Raw genomic sequence first — 26534 nt, forward strand, 5'->3', positions numbered from 1 at the left:
CGGGTATAACAGGAGCGGAACAATGCAATACAACACCTTAGGAAAAACAGATCTACGGGTTTCTCGCCTTTGTCTGGGCTGCATGACGTTCGGTGAACCGGATCGCGGCAATCACGCCTGGACGCTACCGGAAGAAAGCAGCCGCCCCATCATTAAGCGCGCGCTTGAAGGCGGTATTAACTTTTTTGATACCGCCAATAGCTATTCCGCAGGCAGCAGCGAAGAGATTGTGGGTCGCGCGCTGCGTGATTTCGCCCGCCGCGAAGAAGTGGTGGTCGCCACCAAAGTTTTTCATCGCGTCGGCGACCTGCCAGAAGGATTATCCCGCGCGCAAATCCTGCGTTCCATTGATGACAGCCTGAAACGTCTGGGTATGGACTATGTGGATATCCTGCAAATTCACCGCTGGGATTACAACACGCCGATAGAAGAGACGCTGGAAGCGCTGAATGATGTGGTGAAGGCCGGTAAGGCGCGCTATATCGGCGCCTCCTCCATGCACGCCGCGCAGTTTGCCCAGGCGCTGGCGCTGCAAAAACAGCACGGCTGGGCGCAGTTTGTCAGTATGCAGGATCATTACAATCTCATCTATCGCGAAGAAGAGCGCGAAATGCTGCCACTGTGCTATCACGAAGGGATCGCGGTGATTCCGTGGAGCCCGCTGGCACGAGGACGACTGACGCGCCCGTGGGGAGAAACCACCGCACGTTCGGTATCCGATGAGTTCGGCAAGACGCTGTACAGCGAGAGCGATGAGAATGACGCACGGATTGCAGAGCGTCTGACGGGCGTCAGTGAGGATCTTGGCGCAACGCGTGCGCAGGTGGCGCTGGCATGGCTATTGAGTAAACCAGGCATCGCTGCGCCGATTATCGGTACATCGCGGGAAGAACAGCTGGATGAGTTGCTCGGCGCGGTGGATTTGACGTTGAAGCCAGAGCAGATTGCCGAGCTGGAAACGCCATATAAACAGCACCCGGTGGTCGGGTTTAAATAATATTGCCCGATGAGCATGTAGGCCGGATAAGGCATGTATGCCGCCATCCGGCCATACCACGCCCGATGGCGCTACGCTTATCGGGCCTACAGGTTTAAAACAACCCGATGGGCCAATGGTGCCCAATGAAATAAAGCAGACCGGCGGAAATAACCCCTGCGACGATATCGTCAACCATTATTCCCATTCCGCCGTGTACGTTACGGTCGAACCAGCGAATCGGCCAGGGTTTCCACATATCCAGAATACGGAAAATCACAAATCCGGCGGCAACCCACTGCCAGTCCATCGTAGGGATCGCCATCAGGGTGATCCACATCCCGATAAACTCATCCCAGACAATGCTACCGTGATCGTGAACGCCCATATCCTTCGCCGTTCGGTGGCAAAGATAAACGCCAATACAGATCCCCAACATCACCACCAGCGAGTAGAGCTGCCAGGGCAGAAATGTCATCAGATACCAGAATGGGATCGCCGCTAACGACCCCATTGTTCCCGGAATAATCGGGCTGAGGCCGCTGCCAAACCCGGTAGCCAGCAAGTGCCACGGGTTACGCAGGCTCAGCCGACTTTTGGCAACATCTTTATGGCGTGGCAAAATGGTCATATCCTTTCCAGTCAAAAGTGACAGGCTTTCCGTCACGCATGAAGCTGATGCCTTCCACATCCGCACTCATTTGTCCGATGCAGGTAAACGGTACGCCAAGATTCCCCAGCGCCACATCCAGCGCGCCACGGTTCAACTCCGGTACAGTGAAGCATAATTCATAATCTTCACCGCCGGAAAGCGCCCAGCGCAGCGCCTGCCCGGGATCAACATGACGGGTAACCGCCTCAGAATACCGCAGCGCATCCACATCCACCCGCGCACCACAGCCGCTGGCGTTAACGATATGCCGCAAATCAGAAATCAGGCCATCGGAAAGATCGATCGCCGCATTCGCCAGGTCGCGCAGAGCTTGCCCCTGCAAAATACGCGGCGTCGGGCGCAGGTGCCGCTTAATCAAGTAGTCTGCGTCTTTCGCATCCGCCACCTGTAAGCGATGCTGTAAAATCGCCAGCCCAGCGGCGCTGTCCCCCGGCGTGCCGGTGATGTAAATCCTGTCGCCAGGTTTTGCCCCGGAACGCTTGAGCGCGCGTCCCACGGGCACATAGCCATGAATACCCAGCGTCATCGACAGCGGCCCACGCGTGGTGTCGCCGCCAATCAGCTGCATATCGTAGTAATTCAGCAGGTCAAACAGGCTGTCGCTAAACGCTTCCAGCCACGCTTCGTCAACGTCCGGCAGCGTCAGGGCCAGCGTCAGCCAGGCCGGATCGGCCCCCATCGCCGCCAGATCGCTTAAGTTAACCGCCAGCGCTTTCCAGGCCAGATCGGCAGGATCGATATCAGTCAGGAAATGGTTGCCCGCCACCAGCGTATCGGTACTGATCGCCAGCGTCTGTTTTTCAGGAATATTCAGGAGAGCGCAATCGTCACCGATACCGGTTTCGACGTCGAGACGAGAGCTTCTAACACGGTCAAAATAACGGGCAATCAGGGAGAACTCGCCGCATGCCATACGTTATGCCTCAGCAGAAAAAAAGAAAAGGCCGGAGATAGCGGGAATACATCCCGCCACCAGCCGACCTGGAGATTACTTTTTGTTGGGGCGAATCACAGGTGCTGCTTTGTCCAGTACGCCGTTGACGAACTTGTGGCTGTCTTCGGCGCCGAAGGTCTTCGCCAGTTCAATCGCTTCGTTGATGGCCACTTTATATGGCACATCGCTACGTTTAGACAGTTCAAACAGCGCAATACGCAGCACAGCTTTTTCTACCTGACCCAGCTCTTCCAGCAGACGAGACAGGTACGGTTTCATCAATCCGTCCAGGTACGCGCTGTTAGTCGCCACCCCGGACAGCAGTTCACGGAAATACAGAACGTCGACATCTTTTACGTCCTGTTCCGCCAGGAACTGGTATTCAACATCAGCGATGTCGTTCTGGGACAACTGCCAGGAGTAGAGCGCCTGAACGGCACACTCACGAGCGCGGCGACGAGCAGCAGGTTTCACGGATTTCCCCTTACAAAAATCAGGCCTTGATGGCTTTCAATACATTAATCATTTCAAGCGCGGTCAGTGCGGCTTCCGCACCTTTGTTGCCAGCTTTAGTGCCAGCACGTTCGATGGCTTGTTCAATACTTTCAGTGGTCAGAACACCAAAGGCTACCGGGATTTCGCTGTCCTGGGCGACGTGCGCCAGGCCGTTGCTTGCACCGCCAGCCACATATTCAAAGTGCGCGGTACCGCCACGAATCACTGTACCCAGCGCAATCACCGCGTCATATTTACCGGTTTTTGCCAATGCGCCAGCCGCCAGCGGCAGTTCATACGCGCCAGGAACCCAAACCACGGTAATATTTTCATCTTTTACCTGACCAATACGCTTCAGGGCGTCAATCGCGCCTTCCAGCAGACTGTCATTGATAAAATTGTTGAAACGCGCAATGGTGATGGCGACGCGAGCGTCCGGGGTAGCAACGTTAGCTTCAATAATGTTCATATTCTTCCTTCGGGTTCGATATGGCCCCGCAGGGGGGCGGATTTTATCATAATACTCGACGCGCCGCTTCTCTATTTCGAAGCCTTTACGCGGGAATCAAATGCAGGCAAACATCCGGGCCTACATGGCGTATCTCGTTGAATTTAAAATGGGGTGCCTCGCTCAGTTTCTCAAGCCCCGGCAGCACACATAATCCTCGCGCATCACTTCCTAACAGTTTAGGCGCAACATAGACGATAAGCTCGTCCACCACGCCCGCCTGCAACAACGCGCCCGCAAGCACTGGCCCGGCCTCCACCCAGATGCTGTTAATCTGCTGTTTACCCAACAGCATCATCAGCACCACCAGATCCAGATGACCGTTATGCTCCGGCACCCGCAGGCTGCGAACCGTCTCAGGCCAGATGCGGGAATCGTCCTGTGTACGGGCAAACCAGGTTTCTCCCGGCTGCTGCACAATACGGTGCTCCGGCGTCACGCGGTTTTGGCTGTCGAGGACAATGCGAATCGGCTGACGCAGGTTTTCCTGCGGATAGAGAGTCTGGGTTGAGGCATCCAGTTCAGGCCAGCGAACCGTTAACGCCGGGTCGTCGGCCAGCACCGTCGCGCTGCTGGTCAGAATCGCATGGCTTTGCGCCCGTAAACGCTGCACATCGCGCCGCGCCTGCGGGGAGGTAATCCACTGGCTTTCACCGCTGGCCATCGCCGTGCGGCCATCCAGCGATGCGCCGAGCTTGAGCTGCACATACGGGAAGCCGGTGCGCATCCGCTTGAGGAAACCTTTGTTCAACTGTTCCGTTTCGCTCATCATCAGCCCGTGGCTGACGTCGATCCCCGCCTGCTGCAAACGGTACAGCCCACGTCCCGCGACCTGCGGATTGGGGTCCTGCATCGCCGCAACGACCCGCGCCGCGCCAGCGGCAATCAACGCATCGCAGCACGGCGGCGTACGGCCATGATGGCTACACGGTTCAAGCGTGACATACGCGGTCGCGCCTTTGGCTTTGTCTCCCGCCATACGCAGCGCATGGACTTCAGCATGCGGTTCACCCGCGCGATGATGGTAGCCTTCGCCAACGATTTCGCCATCTTTGACGATCACACAGCCTACATTCGGGTTCGGGTGCGTGGTGAAACGCCCGCGCTGCGCCAGCTTCAGCGCACGCGCCATGTAAAACTCATCCAGCATGGCTTAATCCTGTAGGCGAGCAATCTCTTCGCCGAATTCTTTGATGTCTTCGAAACTCCGATAGACGGAGGCAAAGCGGATGTAAGCCACTTTATCGAGCTTTTTCAGTTGCTCCATCACCAGGTTGCCAATCATTTTGCTGGGAACTTCGCGTTCCCCGGTGGCTCGCAGCTGTGATTTGATGTGATTCAACGCCATTTCGACGTCATCAGAGCTGACAGGGCGTTTTTCCAGCGCTCTTAGCATACCGCTGCGCAACTTCTCTTCGTTGAAAGGTTCACGCACATCGTTACTTTTCACTACGCGCGGCATAACAAGCTCTGCCACTTCAAAGGTAGTGAAACGTTCATTACAGACCAGACACTGCCGACGGCGGCGTACGGAAGAGCCCTCACCCACGAGACGAGAGTCAATAACCTTAGTGTCTACGGCGAAACAGAATGGGCAATGCATACGGCGTCCTGACCAGGTGGTTAACAGAAATCTATTTTACCCTGAACTGGCGCGACAACAAAGGCGGAGCACTTTTGAGACAAAGGATCGATACCTTACGCCCCTTTGCGATCTACCATTAGGGTATCGCGACCATGAAGGAAATAATCTACATGACAAGACGTTACCTAAGAATTCTCCTGGTGGGAAGCCTCTTTAGCCTGAGCGCCTGCGCGCAGCAGAGCGAAGTTCGCCAGATGAACCAAAGCGTCAGCACGCTGAATACGGAAATGGCGCAGTTAAACCAGGAAACCGTGAAGATTACTCAGCAAAATATGTTGAATGCGAAATCCACCAGCGGGGTCTATCTGCTGCCGGGTTCAAAAACGCCTGCCCGCCTGAACAGTCAGATCGGTACGCTGCGTATGTCCCTGGTGAATATCGCGCCCAATGCCGACGGCACACGCGTGACGCTGCGCATTCAGGGTGAGTCCAACGATCCGTTACCGGCGTTTAGCGGTACTGTCGAATACGGGCAGATTCAGGGCACCACGGATAACTATCAGGAAGTGAATGTCCAGAATCAACTGATTAACGCTCCGGCCAGCATCCTGGCGCCGAGCGATGTGGACATCCCGTTACAATTAAACGGATTGACGCCCGACCAGTTAGGTTTTGTCCGCGTTCACGATATCCAGCCTGTTAATCAATAAACCTCCGGCGGAGCGTTTTGTGCGTTCCGCAACATCCCTCCCCGGCTTTTTGTTACTCCCCTGACATCACCGCAATTTTTGCTAAAAGTTGGCAACATTCATGAAAGTCAGTACAATCGCCGCGCTTAAAGTACGCAAACGTGAACGCAATCGATTACGTAGATGATAGATCTGTGAAACAAGACATATTTTTGTGAGCAATGATTTCTATAATAGGCTCCGCAGAAACACGAAATATTTAGAAACGCAAATTGCGCCTTTTTCATTCCCTTCAAGGGATTTCAAACAGTGGCATACAATATGAAAAAAACATTACTTGCAGCCGGTGCAGTGCTGGCGCTCTCATCGTCCTTTACTGTTAACGCAGCAGAAAATGACAAACCGCAATACCTTTCAGACTGGTGGCACCAGAGCGTTAACGTCGTAGGCAGCTACCATACCCGTTTCGGGCCGCAGCTCCGTAACGATACCTATCTGGAATATGAAGCATTCGCGAAAAAAGACTGGTTCGATTTCTACGGCTATATGGATGCGCCGGTATTCTTCGGCGGTAACACCAACGCGAAGGGTATCTGGAACCACGGTTCCCCGCTGTTCATGGAAATTGAACCGCGTTTCTCTATCGACAAACTGACCGGAGCCGACCTGAGCTTTGGCCCGTTCAAAGAGTGGTATTTCGCTAACAACTACATCTATGACATGGGTCGTAACAAGTCTGGCCGTCAGAGCACCTGGTACATGGGTCTGGGTACTGACATCGAAACCGGTCTGCCGATGAGCCTGTCCCTGAACGTCTATGCGAAGTACCAGTGGCAGAACTACCTGGCTGATAACGAAAACGAGTGGGACGGCTACCGTTTCAAAGTGAAATACTTCGTGCCACTCACCGAGCTGTGGGGCGGCAACCTGAGCTACATCGGTTTCACTAACTTTGACTGGGGCTCCGATCTGGGCGACTCTCAGTACCGTACCAGCAACTCTATCGCATCCAGCCACATCCTGGCGCTGAACTACGATCACTGGCACTACTCTGTGGTGGCTCGTTACTTCCATAACGGCGGACAGTGGGAAAACGGCGCTCAGCCGGTATGGCAATCCGAAACGGTTAAAGCTACCGGTTGGGGTGGCTACCTGGTTGTCGGTTACAACTTCTAAGCTGTTTATTTGCCGCCCGGCCAGTACAACGCCGGGCACAGAAAGAGCACCGAACGCGCAACGCGCCGGTGCTTTTTTATTTCTTCTGATCCATCATCGCTTTCAAATTAGCGAAAGGGTTATGCATCGCAGCACCGACATCTTTCTGCGCATCCTCCCCGGCAATAACGGTTGAGCCATACTGATCGGCTTCGGTATATTTCGAATGCTCATGATCGTGACAGTACAGACACAGCAACTCCCAGTTACTGCCGTCTTCCGGGTTATTGGTGTGGTCGTGATCGATATGATGGACGGTTAATTCGCGCAGGTTAGAATAAACAAATTCGCGAGAGCATCGCCCGCATACCCACGGAAATAATTTGAGCGCCTTTTCACGATAGCCGTTTTCCAGCCGCGTATAGTTTTTAGGGATAATCGCCATAGTGACTCTGTATCTGCGTTGAATGTAGGGTTATGAGCAAGTTTAACACTCTGCGTACCCCATTGCCCGTGAAGGATGCAGAAGCCCGCTTAACCACAGGCTTTTTTAGCGATAAAAAAATCCCGGCCATGCGACCGGGATTCCAGTAATAACGTGACTGCGTGATTAAGGCAGAATAGACGGCTGATCCGCCCCTTCTTTCTCAACTTTCTGCTGCAACATATGCTCGCGCTTCATGCCCAGCTTCAGCGCCAGCGCCGAGGCCACGTAGATCGACGATGCCGTACCGATAGAAACACCGATCAGCATGGTCAGAGAGAAGCCTTCCAGTACCGGCCCGCCGAAGAGGTACAGCATCAGAATCACCACTAACGTCGTCCCGGAGGTGATCAACGTACGGTGCAGCGTCTGGGTCAACGACACGTTAAAGATTTCGTAAGGCGTCCCGCGACGAATTTTGCGGAAGTTTTCACGAATACGGTCAGATACCACGATACTGTCGTTCAGCGAGTAACCGATAACCGACATCAACGATGCAACGATCGTCAGGTCGATCTCAATATGGAACAACGACAGAATCCCTAAGGTGATAATCACGTCGTGCGCCAGCGCGATAACCACCCCCGCCGCCAGTCGCCACTCAAAGCGGAAACCGACATAAATGAGGATAGAGATCAGCGCGACAATCAGCGCCATCGCACCGGTTTGCGCCAGATCGGCGCCCACGCTCGGCCCGACAAACTCAATACGCTTCACGGCGGCGTTCTGGCTGGTGGCTTCGTTAATGACACTCAGCACCTTGCTACCCAGCACCTGACCGCCGTCTTCACCTTCCGTCGGCGGCATACGCACCATAATGTCGTGGCTGCTACCGAAGTTCTGCAACAGCGGCTCGGCAAAGCCCGCTTTTTCCAGCGCATCGCGCATCACGTCCATTTCGGCCGGTTTTTCCAGCGTGATTTCGATAACCGTACCACCGGTAAAATCGAGACCCCAGTTAAAACCGCGCACGCCCATCACCACGATGGCCGCAATCAGCAGGAAACCAGAGATGCCGAAAGCCCAGTAGTCCCAGCGCATAAAGTCATAGACTTTACGGCCGTGGTTCAATTGTTCAACAGTATATTCCTGTGCCACATCGCACTCCTCAGATTGACAGCTTGTTGATGCGTTTGCCGCCATACAACAGGTTTACGATGGCACGCGTACCGACAATCGCGGTAAACATCGACGTCGCCACACCGATACCGGTAGTAATCGCGAACCCTTTAATTGCCCCGGTGCCGACTGCGTACAGGATGATGACTTTAATCAGCGTGGTGATGTTCGCATCGAAGATGGAACTGAACGCGCCTTTATAACCTTCATCAATCGCCTGCTGAACCGTACGCCCGTTGCTCAACTCTTCTTTAATACGTTCGTTGATCAGTACGTTGGCGTCGACCGCCACCGCAAGGGTTAGCACGATACCGGCAATCCCCGGCATACTCAGCGTGGCCCCCGGCAGCAGCGACATGATACCGACAATCAATACCAGGTTGGCCACCAGCGCGCTTGTCGCAATCAGACCGAACTTCTTGTAGAAGAAGATCATGAACAGAATGGAGACCACCAGACCGGCCAGACACGCTTCCAGGCCCTGTTTGATGTTCTGCATACCCAGCGTCGGGCCGATAGTCCGTTCTTCAACAATCTGAATCGGCGCAATCAGCGCACCGGCGCGCAGCAGCAGAGAGAGCTGGCGGGCTTCGTTCGGGTTGTTGATACCGGTAATACGGAAGCTGTTGCCCAGGCGAGACTGGATGTTGGCGATGTTAATCACCTCTTCCTGCTTCACCAGCACCGCACGACCGTTGGCATCTTTCTTACCGCTGTCTTTGTACTCCACAAACAAGGTCGCCATCGGCTTGCCGATATTGTCTTTGGTGAAGTTAGACATGATGTTGCCACCTGCGCTATCCAGCGAGATGTTAACCTGCGGTTGGTTGTATTCGTCCTGGCTGGAAGTGGAGTCGGTGATATGATCACCGGTCAGGATCACGCGTTTGTACAGCACAACCGGCTGGCCTTCGCGCGTCTGTTTCACTTCCGAGTCACCCGGTACACGCCCGGATGCCGCCGCAGACTGGTCAACGTTGGTGTTTACCAGACGGAATTCGAGGGTCGCGGTAGCGCCCAGAATCTCTTTCGCACGCGCGGTATCCTGAATACCCGGCAGCTCAACGACGATGCGATCCGCACCCTGACGCTGGACAACCGGCTCAGCCACGCCCAATTGGTTTACACGGTTACGCAGAATGTTGATGTTCTGCTGAACGGCATATTCACGCGCTTCGCTCAGACGCGCATCAGACATGACCGCACGCAGCACCGTATTGCCCTGGCTGGTAATCACCAGATCGCGGTGACGCCCGCTCAGATAAGAGATCGCTTCATCACGCGCTTTGTTATCGCGGAACGTGATGCTCAGACCGTAGTTATCTTCTTTGCGAACAGTGGTATAAGGAATGCCTTTTTCACGCAGGTCGCTGCGCAGGCTATCGATATTTTGCTCCTGAAGCTTACCTAACGCGGTGTCCATATCCACTTCCATCAGGAAGTGAACGCCGCCACGCAGGTCAAGGCCAAGTTTCATCGGCTCGGCTTTAATGGCCGCCAGCCAACGAGGCGTTGCCGGAGCAAGGTTAAGCGCCACGACGTATTTATCACCCAGCACGCCAACCAGCGCTTCACGGGCGCGCAGCTGGATGTCGGTGGTGTCGAAGCGCGCAAGAATAGCGCCCTCTTCCAGAGCCACAGACTTAGCGGTAATTTTTTCTTCTTGTAACGTTTTCTGGACCTGGATCAGCGTTTGCTCACTGGCGGCGACGCCGCGCGCGCCAGTGATTTGAACAGCCGGATCCTCACCATACAGGTTGGGAAGTGCGTAAAGCAGGCCGACGACAATCACGACGACCAGCATGATGTACTTCCACAAAGGATAACGGTTTAACACGGCAGTTCCCTTTGGGAAAACAATAGATTACAGCGCCTTCATAGTGCCTTTCGGCAGAACGGCAGCTACGAAGTCACGTTTGATAACCACTTCAGTGGTGTCATTCAGCGCGATAACGATGTAGCCGGATTCCGCTACTTTCGTTACACGACCCACCAGGCCACCGTTAGTCAGCACTTCATCGCCTTTTGCGATGGAGCTCATCAGGTTTTTGTGTTCTTTGGTGCGCTTCTGCTGTGGACGCAGGATCATGAAGTAAAAAATCAGACCAAACACCACCAGCATCAAAATCAGAGACATCGGGCTGCCCTGCGCCGGAGCACCTGTTGCCGCTACCGCATCAGAAATAAAAAAGCTCATTAAATTTCCCTCATTATTAAAATTAATCAACGTTCAAAGGTGGAACAGGTCGACCCTGACGTTGGTAAAAATCGGTCACGAAGCTCTCTAATTTACCCTCTTCAATAGCCTTGCGTAAACCCGCCATCAAACGCTGGTAGTAACGCAGGTTATGAATCGTGTTGAGTCGCGCGCCCAATATTTCGTTGCAACGGTCGAGATGATGCAAGTAGGCACGCGAATAATTGCGACAGGTGTAGCAATCACACTCGGCATCGAGCGGGCTGGTGTCGCTTTTATGCTTCGCATTACGAATTTTCACCACGCCGTCAGTCACGAACAGGTGACCATTACGGGCATTGCGTGTTGGCATAACGCAGTCAAACATATCGATACCGCGACGCACGCCTTCCACCAGATCTTCCGGTTTGCCGACGCCCATCAGGTAACGAGGTTTGTCCGCCGGGATTTGCGGGCAGACATGCTCCAGAATGCGGTGCATGTCTTCCTTCGGCTCACCCACAGCCAGACCGCCGACAGCGTAGCCATCAAAGCCAATCTCTACCAGACCTTTGACGGAGATATCGCGTAAATCTTCGTAAACGCTGCCCTGAATGATGCCAAAAAGCGCATTTTTGTTGCCCAAACCATCAAAACGGTCGCGGCTGCGCTTCGCCCAGCGTAAAGACATCTCCATAGAGCGTTTAGCATAATCCCAGTCCGCCGGGTACGGCGTACATTCGTCGAAAATCATGACGATATCGGAACCGAGATCATACTGAATCTCCATGGATTTTTCAGGATCGAGGAAAATCGGATCGCCGTTGATCGGGTTGCGGAAATGCACGCCCTGCTCGGTGATCTTGCGAATATCGCCGAGGCTGAACACCTGGAAACCGCCGGAGTCCGTCAGGATCGGGCCTTTCCACTGCATGAAATCATGCAGATCGCCATGCAGTTTCATGATTTCCTGACCCGGACGCAGCCACAGGTGGAAGGTGTTGCCGAGAATAATTTGTGCGCCGGTGGCTTCAACTTCTTCCGGCGTCATACCTTTAACGGTGCCATACGTACCGACGGGCATAAAAGCAGGCGTTTCCACTACGCCACGATCAAACACCAGGCGGCCACGGCGAGCGCGTCCGTCGGTAGTATCCAGTTCGAATTTCATTTTCTCTCCATACGCCAGAAAAACAGTCTGACGTTTAAACCTGTGCCGCGAACCTACTTCCCGACACGCTCATTCAAAGTCTGCGGATTGTACGTGATAAACATCGCGTCCCCGTAGCTAAAAAAGCGATAATTTTGTTCTACCGCAGCCTTGTACGCATTCATCGTGTGCTGATAACCCGCAAAAGCGGACACCAGCATAATCAGCGTCGATTCCGGCAGATGGAAATTGGTCACCAGCGCATCAATCACTTTGTATTGATAACCTGGGTAGATGAAGATTTGCGTATCGCCGAAGAACGGTTCGATCAGGTCGTTTTTCGCCGCCTGCGCCGCACTCTCCAGCGAGCGTACCGAGGTGGTGCCTACCGCGATGATCCGATTGCCCCGCGCTTTTGCCGCCAGCACCGCATCAACCACCTCCTGCGGGACTTCGGCGTACTCCGAGTGCATGATGTGATCTTCAATGGTCTCCACACGCACCGGCTGGAACGTCCCCGCGCCGACGTGCAGCGTCACAAACGCCATCTCAATGCCTTTTTCGCGCAGCGCGGCCAGCAGCGGATCGTCAAAGTGCAAACCCGCGGTTGGCGCGGCAACGGCCCCCGGTTTTTCACTGTAGACCGTCTGATACAACTCACGGTCGGCGTCTTCATCCGGGCGGTCGATGTACGGCGGCAGCGGCATATGGCCGATCGCGTTGAGAATCTCCAGAACCGGGCGCGCGTCGTTGAACTCAACTTCAAACAGCGCGCCATGACGTGCGGTCATGGTGGCGTTAATGCTTTCGTCATCGCCCAACAGCAGTTCCGCGCCCGGTTTCGGCGCTTTGGAAGCGCGAATATGCGCCAGAATGCGTTTGTCATCCAGCATCCGCTCAACCAGCACTTCAATCTTGCCGCCGCTGGCTTTACGGCCAAACAGACGCGCCGGGATGACGCGGGTATTATTAAAGACCAGCAGATCGCCAGGGTTGAGCTTATCGAGCAGATCGGTGAAAGTACCGTGCGTCAGCGCGCCCGTCGGCCCGTCCAGTGACAGCAAGCGGCAACGACTGCGCTCAGGCTGCGGATAGTGGGCAATCAGGGATTCGGGTAATTCAAAGGAAAAATCGGTAACGCGCATGACACTGACTCAGACTAAAATAAGAGGCGGGTAGTCTAGTGCCGGGGCGCGCTCCCTGCAACCGTTACCCCTCAAGTTAAGAAATATAAGCTATAGACAAAATCATTCAGGATGCATCGAGGCGGCAACTGAATGACAAATTCGTCAGGAACGAATTTGAACGCTGCTTGCAGCGGCCCCGCAGGGGTGAGGCCCGGGGATGGGCCGAGTAACTCGCAGCCAACAAAGAGGCAGTTTGAAGGATGAAGTGGATATGAATTTTCTTGCACACCTGCACTTAGCGCATCTCGCCGACAGCTCGCTTTCCGGCAATTTACTGGCCGATTTTGTTCGGGGAAACCCGGAGGCTAATTTTCCCCCTGACGTGGTGGAAGGGATTTATATGCATCGACGGATTGACGTCATGACCGATAATCTGCCGGAAGTGCGTGAAGCGCGGGAATGGTTTCGCAGCGAAACCCGTCGTGTAGCCCCCATCACTCTGGATGTGATGTGGGACCACTTCCTGTCGCGCCACTGGGCGACAATATCTCCCGATTTCCCGTTGCAGGCGTTCGTGGGCTACGCCCATGCGCAAGTCAGCACTATTTTGCCCGACTCGCCGCCGCGTTTTGTGAATCTGAACGATTATCTGTGGTCGGAAAAGTGGCTGGAGCGTTATCGCGATATGGATTTTATCCAGAATGTCCTCAACGGGATGGCGAATCGCCGCCCACGCCTCGATGCCCTGCGCGACTCCTGGTACGATCTGGATGCGCACTACGATGCGTTAGAAGCGCGCTTCTGGCGCTTCTACCCGCGCATGATGGCGCAGGCGCGTCAGAAGTCGCTTTAGCTGCCTGATAAGCGTAACGCCATCAGGCAAAAAATTGATAGGTGAAACCTGTCTCATTGATTGTCAGCACCGCGTTGAGTTGCCCTCTTCCCCTCCCTATACTTGCCCGCGTTGCGTTCCAAACCCCTTAACTTTGCAGGAGTATTTATATGGTACTGGTTACTCGTCAGGCCCCGGACTTCACAGCAGCCGCCGTACTGGGTAGCGGTGAGATCGTTGAAAACTTCAACTTCAAACAGCACACCAACGGCAAAGCAACCGTTCTGTTCTTCTGGCCGATGGACTTCACCTTCGTTTGCCCGTCTGAACTGATTGCTTTCGACAAACGTTATGAAGAGTTCCAGGCGCGTGGCGTAGAAGTTGTCGGCGTTTCTTTTGACTCTGAATTCGTCCACAACGCATGGCGTAACACCCCTGTCGATAAAGGCGGCATTGGTGCAGTGAAATACGCAATGGTTGCTGACGTGAAGCGTGAAATCCAGAAAGCTTACGGTATCGAACATCCGGAAGCGGGCGTTGCCCTGCGCGGTTCTTTCCTGATCGACGCCAACGGCGTGGTTCGTCACCAGGTAGTTAACGACCTGCCGCTGGGCCGTAACATCGACGAAATGCTGCGTATGGTTGACGCGTTGCAGTTCCACGAAGAGCACGGCGAAGTGTGCCCGGCACAGTGGGAAAAAGGCAAAGAAGGGATGAACGCCTCTCCAGACGGCGTGGCAAAATACCTGACTGAAAACGTCGCCAGCCTGTAATCGGCTCGAATTGAAAAAAGCTCGCTATGGCGAGCTTTTTTATTGCGCTTATCAGGCCTATAGATTTTTGTAGGCCGGATAAGGCGTTCCGCCGCCATCCGGCGTAGTGCCCGGTGGCACACCGTTTACCGGGCCTACAAACACGTAGCGTTTACGCCGCGCCGTCCTTTTTCACCTCACGCCAGATTCGCCACGCCATCACCAACAGTACCGCGACGCCAGCAATCAACGCCCCCCACACCAGTAACGTTTTCCAGCGGCTTTGCTGCTCCGCAGCCGACGTTGCCGTCAGCCGCGCCTCACCGCCCAGCGTTACGCGCTGCTGCGTCATCGCCCAGGGCAGGTCGTTAACATCCTGCGTTTTGCGCAGCGACGCCGGGATCAGCATATCCAGCTCAACATCGGCTTTTTCCGCCGCCCGGTTTCCCCAGGCCAGCATATACGGGCCTTTCCCCTGCGTATTGAACACCAGTTGATAACTGTCCCGCGCGCCGCTCAGCGCAGGCAGCGTTTCCGGCAATCGGGCGTTGATGGTGGTCATACGGATAGCTTCAACCTGTTGACCTGAAAGAAGAATATCCTCCGAACGCTTCCCGTCGAGGCGGTACAGGATCGTTTTCGTCAGTGGACGCCACGCCTCTTTTTCCCCGCCGCGCCATGCCAGCTCAACCGGTAAAACGCCCTCGTTTTCCAGCGCAATTCTGAGCGACGTCAGCGGCTGCGGCTGATTCCAGCGCCATACGGCTTCTGTTTCCGACACTTTCTTTGCGTGGGCCTCCAGCGCAATACGCTCCGACGCCGGTTCTCCGCTGTCCGCAATGGCGCTTACGCTGTTTAACGTCAGCGGCGGACTTTGCGAATCGAGAATCACCAGCAGGTAGCGACGGCCTTCCGCAGAGAGCGTCAGGCTGGCGCTGATGGTGTCCATTTTCAGCCGATCGTTATCGCGCGTCAGATCCATCAGCGGCGCGTCTTCTTGCACGGGTTGCCAGTAACGTAAATCACGGCTGGCATAAACGGACGCCTTCCCCTGCCAGTTGCCCGCAGGCGTGTTCCAGTTCAGGCGCAGTTGCGCCAGCGAAAAGGCCGCCGTCATCTCTTCCGGCAGAGTCAGTAAATAGCTCTGCCCAACCGCGTTAACGTCATCGCTTTCCAGATGAATTTCCACGCCGGTCTTTGAACGCAAGACAAAGGATTCGCTTCCACGGCGCTCCCCTTCCCGCGGTGATACTGGCGACATATCCAGGGGAAAAAGCCGCAGCGCCACCGTCTCTGGCGTGACAGACGGCGTTTTCTGCGCCGTCAGCGCAAAGGGCACCGTATCGCCCTGGCGGTTAAAAACCCGCACATCGCGTAAATCCGGCCAGGCGCTTTGTTGGTAAAGCGCCAGTGGCAGCGAAACGCGATACCACGGCGATGAACCCGTCGCTTCCAGCATCATGCCGGTGGCGTAATCCTGCGGCGTTTCCGGGGCTTCATCACGGCTGAACGCCGGCCACGCCACACTCAGCAACGCGCTCCAGACTACCGCTTTCATCCATTTCATTTTTCTTCTCCTGCTTTGGGCGGTAACGGTGAGAAATACCCGACGATAAGTACCAGGATCGCCACGCCGATAAAAGCGATGGCGCGCGCCAGCCCGCCGCCGCGCGCGCTATCCACCAGCATCAGTTTAACAATGACGATCCCCAAAAGCACCGCGCCGCATAACCATTCCCGCCGCGAACGGCGACGGGTCGCGAGCAACATCATAATTAACGCTGTCAGCATCCAGAACAGGGCGAAGCAGGTCTGGATCAACCGCGAATGCCACAATGTCTCCATGCTCCACGCCACCTCGCCATACCACGCCAGCGCCCGCATCAGCCCTCCGTTCAACCACCAGAATGCGAGCGCCGCCAGCACCACAGGCGCCCATGCGCGATATTTCGCTAACGGCGACGGCAGAAAACGACGAGAGAAACGCGCAAGGAGGAACAATCCCAGCAAGGCGAAAGCGGCTCCCTCCTCAAGCGGGTTCACCACTGGCAGATAGCGCTGTTGGAAAACCACGCCATCCTGTAAATTCGCCAGCACCAGAAGCAACAGCAGGATCGCTGCCACGGGCGCCAGCGCCAGCGCGCCGTACAACGCAGGCCAGCATTTGAACGGCCACAAATCGCGGCGCAGCGCGGCGTGTACCAGCAGTATGACGATTCCGCCCGCCGCCATCATCAACCCGCTGCGCCAGGCGTCCATTCCCCACGGCAACGACTGCACAAACCAGAACAGCTCCATCCCGAGCGCTAAAAGCACCATCCAGAACAAGGATAAATGCAGCGTCCGGGAGATGCGCGGCGGCAGATGCGCATCATCACGATAAAGCATGAGCACCGCACAAGGCAGCGCCACGCACCACGCCAGATTTTGCCAGCCTGCGGCGAAAATCTGGCGTTCTTCAATCTGGTACAGCAATGCCAGCAGCATCGCAGGCCACAGCAGCCAAGGGCTGTAACCTAACGCCCGCCAGGCGAGCCGCCCGCTCAGATAACGCCAGAGCCAGGCGGACGCGGCGAGTAGCGCCAGCACGCCAGACCATTCGGCAGCATAACGCGCCAGCGCCAGTTGCGAGGCCCCCGTCAGCGCGACGATCCAGAAGGCGATGCCGCCCGCCAGCAGCGCCCAACTGACCTCCTTCTTCTCGCTGCGCCACAGCCACGCGCCGCCCAGCCAGCACAAACTCAGCACGGCGAAGATCATCATCACCGTCAGCGGCGCGGCGTCATCGGCCAGCGCCCACAGCGCGCTGCCCACAGCCAGTAGCATGAGCGCAGTGCCGCTATAGCTCATCCGCCGCTGCTGTTGCTGCATACCCAGCCACAATACGCCAAGCCCCTCCAGCGCCCAGGCCATTGCCGTCCAGCGCGCCGAAAGCGCCAGCGGGATGGCGAGGGTGGTAAACGCGCCGCCCAACGCGAGCGCCGCCAGCACCAGCGGCCTTCCCATCGACGGGTAGCGGCGCAGCGCCAGCCACGCCAGCGCCATATAGAACGCGCCGTAGCCCAGCGCACTGAGCGCCGGACCATAATCCATATGTTGGGTAATGGCGTACTGCATGCCAAACCCAACCAGCGGCGGCGCAAACAACAGCACGCCATCAACAATATGTTTGCCTTTTTCCTGCGCCCGCAGCGACAGCGCCACGCTCAGCACGCCGAAAATAATGATATTGGCAATCAGGAAAAGCTGGCAGTTGAGCCAGTATTCAGGCCGGTAGTCACTGACACCCCACAGGCCGCCGACCCCGAAAGTGAATAATAACCCCAGCAGATTAAGCTCACGCCAGTGCTGCCAGACGCTTATGGCAAGAATGCCTGCCGACAGCAGGAGATAGAACGAGAACAGCGCCACATAGTTCCCGCTGCCCGTCGACAGCAGCAGCGGCGCAAGATAGCCGCCCAGGCTGGCCAGCATCGCCAGGCTAAGCGCTTTTTGCAAAATAGCCAGCCCTACGCTTGCGGCGCAAATCAGCACCAGCAGCGCAAACGCCAGCGTCATCGGCAGCATTTGCCACAGCCGGAATGCGCCAAAGACGGTCAGATAGAGCGCGCCTGTCGCGCCGCCTTGCAGGATCAGCGCATAGACCGGCTGTTTGCGTCGCAAACGCCAGCCTGTCGCGAGCAGCACTACGGCACACAGCGCCGCAGTGACAAGACGCAGTTCAAGCGGAAACAGCGCGTGTTCAACCGTATAACGCAACAGGAAAGATAAACCGAAAAAGAGGAGCAGAATGCCCAGCTTCGCCAGCGGATTTCCCTGCATAAACCAGCGCGCCAGCGAAGTGAAAACGCCGCCGAACGCGGAAGGTTTCGCCGTTTTCGCAGGCGCCGGGAGCGGTTTTGCGAGGGTTTCCTGCGCAGCCCAGGGATTTTCCGGCTCAGGTATGGCCGCTTCAATGGCATCAGGCGGCGATGGCGCGACACGCTCTTTCGCAGGTAGCGAAGGTTCCGCCGTCACCTGTACCGCTGGCGCTTCTCCCGCACGCTGCTGTTCAAGTTGCTCAACCCGTCGGCGCAACACCGCCAGCTCAAAGCGAACCGCCGCGCTGCGGTTGAGCGCGACAATCGCGAGAATGGGAACCACCACCAGCGCGAAGAATAAAACAATGCAGCCAAGGATTAAAAGCTCATCCATGTTTCCACCTTCACTGTACAAGGACAGACCAGAATGACATAGATTATTACATTTTTGCCATCCCTGAAGGTGAAAATGCCGGATCGCAGCGTAAACCAGAACGCGGCTTCGGGGCGAATAGAGCCGACCATGTTTAATGCATTATTGAGGAAATGAACCATGCTAATGACGTGGTTATTTCATCTTATTTTGCATAACAGACCCCCTCAAAAAAATGCCATGCTTTGGTCTAAATTATTCACTGGCATTGTTTTTCGACAGTCTGTACAACGTACTTATTTCATTTTCAGGATATTTTCAGATCATGCGAATCAATCTGGACGTTCTGCTCATTCTTGATGCTATCGACAAACACGGCTCGTTTGCCGCTGCGGCCGGGTCGCTGTTTAAAACCCCCGCGGCGCTTAGCTATATGATTCAGAAACTGGAAAACGATCTCGATATTGAGCTTCTCGATCGCTCTGGCCACCGGGCGAAATTTACCGATACCGGACGAATGATGCTGGAAAAAGGGCGTCTGCTGCTCAACGCCGCAAAAGACCTGGAGAAACAAGCCGTGCAGTTAAGCTCTGGCTGGGAAAAAGAGCTGGCGATAGCGCTGGATGATTCCTTCCCTTTCGAGACGCTGCTGCCCGTTATTGATGCGTTTTATGCGCTGAATAAGCAAACGCGCCTCAATTTTACACACCATACGCTGGCGGGATCGTGGGAAGAGCTGACGCACAACGGCGCGGACATCATTCTCGGCGCAATTAACGAGCCTCCGACCTCCGCCGCCTGGTCATATAAAATGCTCGGCACCCTGGACAACGTATTTGTGGTCGCGCCTTCGCACCCGCTGGCCGCCGCCACGGACGGTCTGACCAATGAGCAACTCTGTCTGCACCGGGCGGTGGTGATCAGCGACAGCGCCCGCTTCTGCCATCCCCTGCAATCCAATTTAATGGATGAGCAGCCGCAAATTCGCGTGGATGACTTCGACAGCAAAGTGACGCTGCTGCGCGCCGGTTTAGGGTGCGGATTCCTCCCCCGCCATATTGTCAGACCGTGGCTTGCCACCGGCGAGCTGGTGGAAAAATCCGTCATCTCTTTCCGGCAGAAAGATGTCGCCTATATGGCATGGCGCAACCACAGCGACGGTCTGGCGCAGCGCTGGTGGCGAGAAGCCCTGCTCGCCAGCCCGGAAGTCGCGCAGCTCTATCAGTGATTCACCCAGACCGTAGCGGAAATGGCGGGCAGGCTGAGAACACCCTCAGCCAGTTGGCCTTTCCCCTCTTTGCCTCGCCATTCGCTGACGTTAAGCAACGGTGAGGCAGGCAATACGACCTCACAGGCCTCGCCCCGGTTGATCGCCACCAGTACGCGCTGCTGGTGATAGACTCGCACAAAGACCACCACATCTTCTTCGGCATAAATCACCTGGCAACCGCCGTGACGTAGCGCCTGCGTGCGCTGGCGAAGTTTCCCCAGACGCTGGTACAGCGCCAACAGCGTGGCATCCTGTTTTTCAACCTGCCACGGGAACGGCTTACGACAGAACGGATCGTTATTGCCGTCCAGCCCCACTTCATCGCCGTAATAGATGCAGGGAACGCCAGGCCAGGTAAACAGCCAGACGACCGCCAGCGGCAAACGCGCCACGTCTTTGCCCAGCAGCGATTTGAAACGGGCGGTATCGTGGCTGTCCAGTTGATTAAACATCCGTAACTGCTGCTGATGCGACAGGCCAGCACGGTAGTTATCCATCCAGGCGATGCAGGTTTGCGCGTCAATGTGCTGCGGATCGTAAGAGATATCGGTATTGGCGAGAAATCCCCACAGCGGGAAAGTAAAGCCGCGATAGTTCATGGCGGCGTCTTCCGCATCCGCCTGGAGCCATTGCCGCGCATCGCCAAAATGCTCGCCAACGATATAGGCGTCAGGCTGCGTCTCTTTTGCCGCCTGCGTAATGCCGGCAACGTGTTGCAGGTTATTGCGCGCGCCTCCGGCCTCGCCCAGCATATGCACCACATCAAGCCGCCAGCCGTCCATATGCCACGGTGCTTTCAGCCAGTGACGCACAATGCTGTCTTCACCGCGGTAGATTTCATTGACCAGGCTTTCCGACTGGAAATCCAGCTTGGGCAGACTCGGATACCCCAGCCAGTCCAGCGCCACGCCCTCCGGGGAGAAAGAGTACCAGTCACGCCAGGGCGATTCCGGGTTGTGGCATGCGCCGCCGCTTCCCCGATTGTGCCTGTCAAACCAGGCGTGCGAGTCGCCGCTATGGTTAAAGACGCCGTCCAGCACCAGGCGCATTCCCTGCTGCTGCGTATGCTGCCGAAGGCGCAGTAGCGCCCGATCGCCGCCAAACTGCGGATCAACGTGACGATAATCTTCCGTATCGTATTTATGGACGCTTGGCGCGCTAAAGACCGGGTTCAGGTACAGCGCCGTCACCCCCAGTTTTTTCAGGTACGGCAGTTTCTCGCTGATCCCGTCCAGATCGCCGCCGTAGAACGTCGATCCCCCGGCCTGCGCAGTCACCGGATCGTCCCAGTCATGCAAGACGATATCCTGACCGGCGGCATGATGGTAATAGACATTATCCTGTTCCGCTTCGCGCGGCTGGCTGCGGGCAAAGCGATCCGGGAAGATTTGATAGAAAATCTGATCGGCGACCCATTGCGGGCCATTGTCCGGCACATCGACGGCAAACTGCTCCAGCCGCGCGGGCGGGAAACGGCTAAATCCCTGCGGCGTGAACCACAGCTGGCGATCGTGCCAGAGGAGTTTAAAGCTGTAGCGACGGCGCGGCTGTCCGCTGGCGAGATCGATCGCCGCCCGCCACGCCGTGACGCCCGGTTGCGGTTGACTGCGCAGCCGATGCATCGCCAGCGAGATTTCTTCATTATCGTTCTCAGCGCGTAGCGTCACACGCTGGGGCGGGTTTTCCCCGCTCAGCCATAACGTTATGGTCAGTTGTTCTTTGTTTTGCTTAACAAATGGGGCAACCGGAAGGTGCCAGGCGTTCAACATCACGTATCCCCTTTGATGAAAATGAAGCCACCTTGCCATAGCGACATCAAGGATAACTCATCATCTTAATGTTTATTGGGGGAGGAGTCCGGGGGAGGATATTGTTTGATACTGCCGGGCGGCGGCTTCGCCTGACCCGGCCTACGGTTGCCTGTAGGCCGGGTCAGCGTTAGCGCCATCCGGCGGGGAATCACCCCACTTCAGCCAGTTGGCGGTCGCGGCGGCGTTTAAACATCCAGCCGACCAGCAGCAGTGCGATCCAGGCGAAACCGACGTACAGCGAAATACGGGTATCTGGATGGTAGCCGATAAGCGCGATAATAAAGACCAGGAAAATCAGGCCCGTAACGGTTGTCGCCACGCCGCCCGGCACTTTAAATTTCAGCGCCTTCACCTCATCCGGCGGCAGACGGCGGCGGAACGCAATCTGCGACAGCAGGATCATAATCCATACCCATACCGTGGCGAAGGTCGCCAGCGAAGCAATCACCAGGAAGACGTTTTCCGGCATGATGTAGTTCAGGTAAACCGCGAACAGCAGCGCAATGGTCATCACCATAACCGTCACCCACGGAATACCGCGACGCGACGTTTTAGCGAACACTTTCGGCGCACTGCCCTGCTCCGCCATACCGTGCAGCATACGTCCCACGCCGAACACGTCGGAGTTAATCGCCGACAGCGAAGCGGTCAGCACCACAAAGTTCAGGATGCTGGCGGCAAACGTAATGCCAAGATGCTGGAAGGTCAGGACGAACGGGCTGCCGTTGGTGCCAACCTGGTTCCACGGGTAGATAGACATGATGACGAACAGCGTGCCCACGTAGAACACCAGAATACGCATCGGCACAGAATTGATGGCGCGCGGAATAGATTTTTCCGGGTCTTTCGCTTCTCCGGCGGTGATGCCGATAATTTCAATCCCGCCGTAAGCGAACATCACCATTTGCAGCGACATCACCATCCCCAGCCAGCCGTTGCTGAAGAACCCGCCGTTGCTCCACAGGTTGTGGACCCCGGTCGGCTGCCCGCCGTTGCCAATCCCCCAGATAATGATGCCGAAGCCGGCAACAATCATGATGATGATAGTGGCGACTTTAAAGAACGAGAACCAGAATTCCAGCTCGCCGAATACCTTCACGCTCATCAGGTTGATGGCACAGATAAGCAGCACCACGCTCAGCACCCAGATCCAGTGCGGCACCGTAGGGAACCAGACCCCCATATAGATACCGAAGGCGGTCACGTCGGCAATGGCGACAATCAGAATTTCAAAACAGTAAGTCCAGCCGGTAATGTAACCGGCGAGCGGGCCGAGGTTTTCCTGCGCATAGCGCGAGAACGAGCTGGCGGCGGGGTTATGCACGGACATTTCGCCCAGCGCGCGCATAATAATGTACGCCGCGACCCCGCCGATAATGTAGGCCAGCAACACGCTTGGCCCGGCCATTTTGATGGCGTCTGCCGAGCCATAAAATAATCCGGTGCCAATTGCCGATCCCAATGCCATAAAGCGAATGTGCCGGGTGCTCAGCCCACGCTTTAGCTTGTTATTGCTTTCCATCAATTCCGAACCCATCAAAATAATAAAAAAACCACGGGGCCTGTAGCCCCGTGGTTAAAACATACTGTCAGTGATCTTAGTGAGCGCTGGAGGTCACTTGTCGACCTGCGGCGCGATCCCAGATAATTGCCAGAACAACCATCACCACTGTTGGCATCAACCACGCCAGCCCCTGTTCCGCCAGCGGTAAACGCTGGGTCCAGGCCGGTAAGATGTCACCAATCGCAGAGGCTTTAATCCCGTCAAGGATACCAAAAACCAGGCTGATAAACATCGCCGGAGCAATGACGCGGGAAGAATTATGCCACCATGAGCGGGTAAAGCTTAATACAACCAGTGCGATACACGGCGGATAGATGGCTGTCAGCACCGGAATAGAAATCTGAATCAGATGGCTCAGACCCAGATTCGATACCACCATTGAGAAGCCGCCCAGAATAAACACCAGCGTGCGATAAGAGAGTGGGACGTACTGCGCAAAGAACTCCGCACACGCACAGGTCAGGCCAACCGCCGTCACCAGACAGGCGATGAAAATCAGCGCCGCCAGCAGCAGGCTACCCGCGCCGCCGAAGGTATGCTGAACGTAAGCGTGCAGGATTGCCGCGCCGTTAGCAGACTGATCGACCAGCGTCGCGCTATCCGATCCCAGACGGAACAGCGCAAGATACAGCAGCGTCAAACCCACACCCGCCATCAGGCCCGCCCAGACGGTATAACGGGTCAGCAGACGCGCTTCTTTAACGCCGCGCGAGCGCGCCGCATTGACGATAACGATACCAAACACCATTGCGCCCAGCGTATCCATCGTCAGATAGCCATTCACAAAGCCATTAGAGAACGCCGCGTTCTGGTAGGCATCCATCGCGTCGCTAATCGGGCCGGCAGGCCAGATGATTGCCGCAACGGAGAGAATAATCAGCGCGATGATTTTCAGCGGCGCCAGGAAGTTACCCACCGTGTCCAGCAGCTTGCCCGGATAGAGCGATACCAGAATCACAATGGCGAAATACACCAGGCTGTAGATAAACAGCGGCAGTGCGGAATCGCCGGTCAGCGGCGCAATCCCGACTTCAAAGGAGACGGTCGCCGTACGCGGCGTTGCGAATAACGGCCCCACCGCCAGATAACAGACGGTCGCCAGCAGAACGCCAGCCACTTTACCAATCGGGGTGCTCAGGCTATCAACGCCGCCGCCGACTTTCGCCAGCGCCACAACGGTAAGTACCGGAAGACCTACGGCAGTAATCAGAAAGCCGAACGCCGCAGTCCAGACGTGTTCGCCTGCCTGCAAACCGACCATCGGCGGAAAGATAATATTGCCTGCGCCAACGAACAGCGCAAATGTCATAAAGCCCAGAGCGATAATATCGCGCGATTTTAACTGATGGGTCATAAAGTTTTACTGCCTGTGGATGTGGTGTTGAAAACGTTAAATTTTCTGCCCTTCCCTGCGGGACGATACAGCGGCATTTTTAAGCAATTCCAGCGGGATATGCTCCTGGGCTGGCGCGGCGAAGAATAGTTTTTCGATTTACCGCGTAAATGCAGTCGGTATGACAGCATCTGGAGCGCAATTTAAACGCTTATAACGTTTTAAAGCAAGGTGAGATCCAAAAACCAGAAGAATATAGCGATATGAAATTAGCAACCAGTACAAAACGCTATCCATAAGAAAAAGTCATGGCTAATCATGCGAACAAAAAAGCATCAGACGTTGAAAAATTCAGCAGAGTCTTCTTTACTGCAAAGAAAATAAGCCAGCATCCGCTGGCTTATGGAAAGCTAACCTTACGAACCACAATTAAGCGCAATTTTTGGCAATTAATCGTTCCGGCAGCACAAAGCTGAAGCGCGTCCCTTTACCCGGCGAACTGTCGATAATCAATCGACTCTCGTGATGATTCAGCGCATGTTTCACAATCGCCAGACCTAATCCGCTTCCCCCGGTTTGCCGCGACCGCGCTTTGTCCACACGGTAGAAACGCTCCGTCAGACGCGGAATATGCTCAGGCGCAATCCCCGGCCCGTTATCTTCCACGCTGAACTCCGCACCGTGGGTCACATGCTGCCAGCGCACGGTAATATGCGTTCCCGCAGGCGTATGATTTACCGCGTTATAGACCAGGTTCGAAATCGCGCTGCGCAACTGTTCTTCGTTGCCCAATACGCTCAGCCGGGCATCCACTTCAAACGTAAAGGTGTGTTTCTGCTGGCTGAGCGCCTGCGCCTCACGCTCAACAACGCGCAGCATCATCGGCACATCCACCCTTTCGTTCAACAGCAGCGCGGGCGCCGCCTCAATTTTCGACAGCGTCAGCAGTTGTTTCACCAGCCCTTCCATCCGGTGCGTTTGCTCACGCATCGTATGCAGCGCCTTCTCCCGCGTCGCGCCTTCCAGAGGCTGCTCCTGCATCATCTCCAGATAGCCCTGCAAGACGGTGAGCGGTGTGCGCAGTTCATGGCTGACGTTCGCGAAGAAATTGCGCCGCGCGCCTTCAAGCTGGTGCATCTGCGTCACGTCGCGCGCGACCATCAACAGTTGCTGATCGGTATAAGGCATCACGCGGATCTCCAGATGCCGCCCGGTGTTGAGCACCAGGTTGAGCGGCCGGATAAAATCGCGTGTTTTGAGATACTGCGTAAATTCCGGGTAGCGCAGCAGGTTCAGAATGTTTTGCCCGTTGTCGTCCGGCCAGCGCAGCCCAAGCACCTGTTGCGCCAGCCCGTTACACCAGAAAATCCCGCCGTCTTCGGTTGTCAGCACCACCGCGTCGGGGAGGGATTCCGCCCCGCTGCGAAAGCGTTTAATCAGGTTTCCCAGTTCGCGACGCCGCTTTTTATTACGCAACTGCATCTGGTGCAGACCGTACAGCAGCGGCTCCCAGCTCCCGCGTCCCGGCGGCGGCGTCATACTCATATCGACCCACAGCCACCAGGAGAGGCGCAATAAATTCCAGAAATGCCAGATCAGCAATCCCGTTACCGACGCCAGTAAAAACCAGGGCAGATAACCAAAAAAAGCACTGAGGATAAAAGCGGGGATGCAGCAGAGGATCAGCTCCAGCACCAGCCTTTTCCATGACAGCCGTTCCAGCACGCG

Annotated in this window: 24 protein-coding genes; 6 read left to right on the plus strand and 18 right to left on the minus strand. The window is 55.9% G+C overall.

Translation table 11 applies throughout. From position 1 onward, the window contains the following. Positions 1-22 precede the first annotated feature (22 nt). The gene (gene yajO / locus OGX93_RS07305) at positions 23-997 is read left to right on the plus strand and encodes a 1-deoxyxylulose-5-phosphate synthase YajO (RefSeq protein WP_024130596.1); all 975 of its coding nucleotides are present in this window, start codon (positions 23-25) and stop codon (positions 995-997) included. Between the two features lie 94 nt (positions 998-1091). Here yajO and pgpA read toward each other — a convergent pair whose 3' ends face one another. From pgpA to nrdR, 6 genes are all read right to left on the minus strand, one after another. Then, a complete protein-coding gene (pgpA, locus tag OGX93_RS07310; RefSeq protein ID WP_115181915.1) occupies positions 1092-1607 on the minus strand; it encodes a phosphatidylglycerophosphatase A in 516 nt (171 codons plus the stop codon). After that, positions 1585-2562, minus strand: coding sequence for a thiamine-phosphate kinase (gene thiL, locus OGX93_RS07315; RefSeq protein WP_012133565.1), 978 nt, complete (start codon positions 2560-2562; stop codon positions 1585-1587). Before thiL ends, pgpA begins: the two co-directional genes overlap by 23 nt. A gap of 75 nt (positions 2563-2637) precedes the next feature. After that, positions 2638-3057, minus strand: a complete 420-nt coding sequence (gene nusB / locus OGX93_RS07320; protein ID WP_000801129.1) for a transcription antitermination factor NusB — start codon at positions 3055-3057, stop codon at positions 2638-2640. A gap of 19 nt (positions 3058-3076) precedes the next feature. Continuing rightward, complete coding sequence (gene ribH / locus OGX93_RS07325) at positions 3077-3547, minus strand: 6,7-dimethyl-8-ribityllumazine synthase (protein ID WP_001021161.1); 471 nt, start codon at positions 3545-3547, stop codon at positions 3077-3079. A gap of 85 nt (positions 3548-3632) precedes the next feature. Then, positions 3633-4736, minus strand: coding sequence for a bifunctional diaminohydroxyphosphoribosylaminopyrimidine deaminase/5-amino-6-(5-phosphoribosylamino)uracil reductase RibD (ribD, locus tag OGX93_RS07330; protein ID WP_286449409.1), 1104 nt, complete (start codon positions 4734-4736; stop codon positions 3633-3635). 3 nt (positions 4737-4739) lie between these two features. Beyond that, positions 4740-5189, minus strand: coding sequence for a transcriptional regulator NrdR (gene nrdR / locus OGX93_RS07335; protein WP_012904816.1), 450 nt, complete (start codon positions 5187-5189; stop codon positions 4740-4742). Positions 5190-5341: 152 nt separating this feature from the next. Here nrdR and OGX93_RS07340 point away from each other — a divergent pair, with 152 nt between their 5' ends. Both OGX93_RS07340 and OGX93_RS07345 read left to right on the plus strand, forming a co-directional pair. Then, entirely contained in the window at positions 5342-5881 is a 540-nt protein-coding gene (locus OGX93_RS07340; RefSeq protein WP_024130597.1) for a SadB/YajI family lipoprotein, read from the plus strand. A 300-nt stretch (positions 5882-6181) separates the two neighbouring features. Next, on the plus strand, positions 6182-7036 hold the full coding sequence (locus OGX93_RS07345) for a nucleoside-specific channel-forming protein Tsx (RefSeq protein WP_012133569.1): 855 nt from the start codon (positions 6182-6184) through the stop codon (positions 7034-7036). A 76-nt stretch (positions 7037-7112) separates the two neighbouring features. On the opposite strand, the gene yajD is transcribed toward OGX93_RS07345, so the two are convergent. The 6 genes from yajD to queA all read right to left on the minus strand — a co-directional run bounded on the left by yajD (position 7113) and on the right by queA (position 13089). Beyond that, positions 7113-7460: an HNH nuclease YajD gene (gene yajD / locus OGX93_RS07350; RefSeq protein WP_047458501.1), complete on the minus strand. Its 348-nt coding sequence runs from the start codon at positions 7458-7460 to the stop codon at positions 7113-7115. A gap of 165 nt (positions 7461-7625) precedes the next feature. After that, positions 7626-8597 (minus strand): protein translocase subunit SecF, encoded by a 972-nt coding sequence (secF, locus tag OGX93_RS07355; RefSeq protein ID WP_024130598.1) that lies wholly within the window; start codon positions 8595-8597, stop codon positions 7626-7628. 10 nt (positions 8598-8607) lie between these two features. Beyond that, complete coding sequence (secD, locus tag OGX93_RS07360; protein WP_048902403.1) at positions 8608-10455, minus strand: protein translocase subunit SecD; 1848 nt, start codon at positions 10453-10455, stop codon at positions 8608-8610. Between the two features lie 27 nt (positions 10456-10482). Continuing rightward, complete coding sequence (yajC, locus tag OGX93_RS07365; protein WP_012133573.1) at positions 10483-10815, minus strand: preprotein translocase subunit YajC; 333 nt, start codon at positions 10813-10815, stop codon at positions 10483-10485. A 22-nt stretch (positions 10816-10837) separates the two neighbouring features. Beyond that, on the minus strand, positions 10838-11965 hold the full coding sequence (gene tgt, locus OGX93_RS07370) for a tRNA guanosine(34) transglycosylase Tgt (RefSeq protein ID WP_012133574.1): 1128 nt from the start codon (positions 11963-11965) through the stop codon (positions 10838-10840). 53 nt (positions 11966-12018) lie between these two features. Next, the gene (gene queA / locus OGX93_RS07375; RefSeq protein WP_286449408.1) at positions 12019-13089 is read right to left on the minus strand and encodes a tRNA preQ1(34) S-adenosylmethionine ribosyltransferase-isomerase QueA; all 1071 of its coding nucleotides are present in this window, start codon (positions 13087-13089) and stop codon (positions 12019-12021) included. Between the two features lie 253 nt (positions 13090-13342). On the opposite strand from queA, the gene acpH reads away from it, so the two are divergent. Then, positions 13343-13924, plus strand: a complete 582-nt coding sequence (gene acpH, locus OGX93_RS07380; protein ID WP_049009713.1) for an ACP phosphodiesterase — start codon at positions 13343-13345, stop codon at positions 13922-13924. A 149-nt stretch (positions 13925-14073) separates the two neighbouring features. Further along, positions 14074-14676 carry a peroxiredoxin gene (locus OGX93_RS07385; protein ID WP_012133577.1) on the plus strand — a complete coding sequence of 201 codons (603 nt, stop codon included), beginning with the start codon at positions 14074-14076 and terminating at the stop codon, positions 14674-14676. Between the two features lie 151 nt (positions 14677-14827). Here the strand turns inward: OGX93_RS07385 and OGX93_RS07390 are convergent, their stop codons facing one another. Both OGX93_RS07390 and OGX93_RS07395 read right to left on the minus strand, forming a co-directional pair. After that, entirely contained in the window at positions 14828-16222 is a 1395-nt protein-coding gene (locus OGX93_RS07390; RefSeq protein WP_248622856.1) for a DUF3999 domain-containing protein, read from the minus strand. Further along, complete coding sequence (locus OGX93_RS07395; protein WP_286449407.1) at positions 16219-18849, minus strand: DUF2339 domain-containing protein; 2631 nt, start codon at positions 18847-18849, stop codon at positions 16219-16221. The genes OGX93_RS07390 and OGX93_RS07395 overlap by 4 nt, the downstream gene beginning before the upstream one ends. A gap of 304 nt (positions 18850-19153) precedes the next feature. Here OGX93_RS07395 and OGX93_RS07400 point away from each other — a divergent pair, with 304 nt between their 5' ends. Beyond that, positions 19154-20056: a LysR family transcriptional regulator gene (locus OGX93_RS07400; protein WP_024130600.1), complete on the plus strand. Its 903-nt coding sequence runs from the start codon at positions 19154-19156 to the stop codon at positions 20054-20056. Here the strand turns inward: OGX93_RS07400 and malZ are convergent. From malZ to phoR, 4 genes are all read right to left on the minus strand, one after another. After that, complete coding sequence (malZ, locus tag OGX93_RS07405) at positions 20050-21867, minus strand: maltodextrin glucosidase (protein ID WP_286449406.1); 1818 nt, start codon at positions 21865-21867, stop codon at positions 20050-20052. The genes OGX93_RS07400 and malZ overlap by 7 nt on opposite strands. 190 nt (positions 21868-22057) lie before the next feature. Next, positions 22058-23431, minus strand: a complete 1374-nt coding sequence (gene proY / locus OGX93_RS07410) for a proline-specific permease ProY (RefSeq protein WP_024130602.1) — start codon at positions 23429-23431, stop codon at positions 22058-22060. A 76-nt stretch (positions 23432-23507) separates the two neighbouring features. Then, positions 23508-24827: a branched-chain amino acid transporter carrier protein BrnQ gene (gene brnQ, locus OGX93_RS07415; RefSeq protein WP_012133587.1), complete on the minus strand. Its 1320-nt coding sequence runs from the start codon at positions 24825-24827 to the stop codon at positions 23508-23510. Between the two features lie 408 nt (positions 24828-25235). Continuing rightward, positions 25236-26531 (minus strand): phosphate regulon sensor histidine kinase PhoR, encoded by a 1296-nt coding sequence (gene phoR, locus OGX93_RS07420; RefSeq protein ID WP_012133590.1) that lies wholly within the window; start codon positions 26529-26531, stop codon positions 25236-25238. Positions 26532-26534 lie beyond the last annotated feature (3 nt).

It is taken from the genome of Citrobacter sp. CK195, from assembly GCF_030333365.1.
Classification (GTDB): Bacteria; Pseudomonadota; Gammaproteobacteria; order Enterobacterales; family Enterobacteriaceae; genus Citrobacter_B; species Citrobacter_B koseri.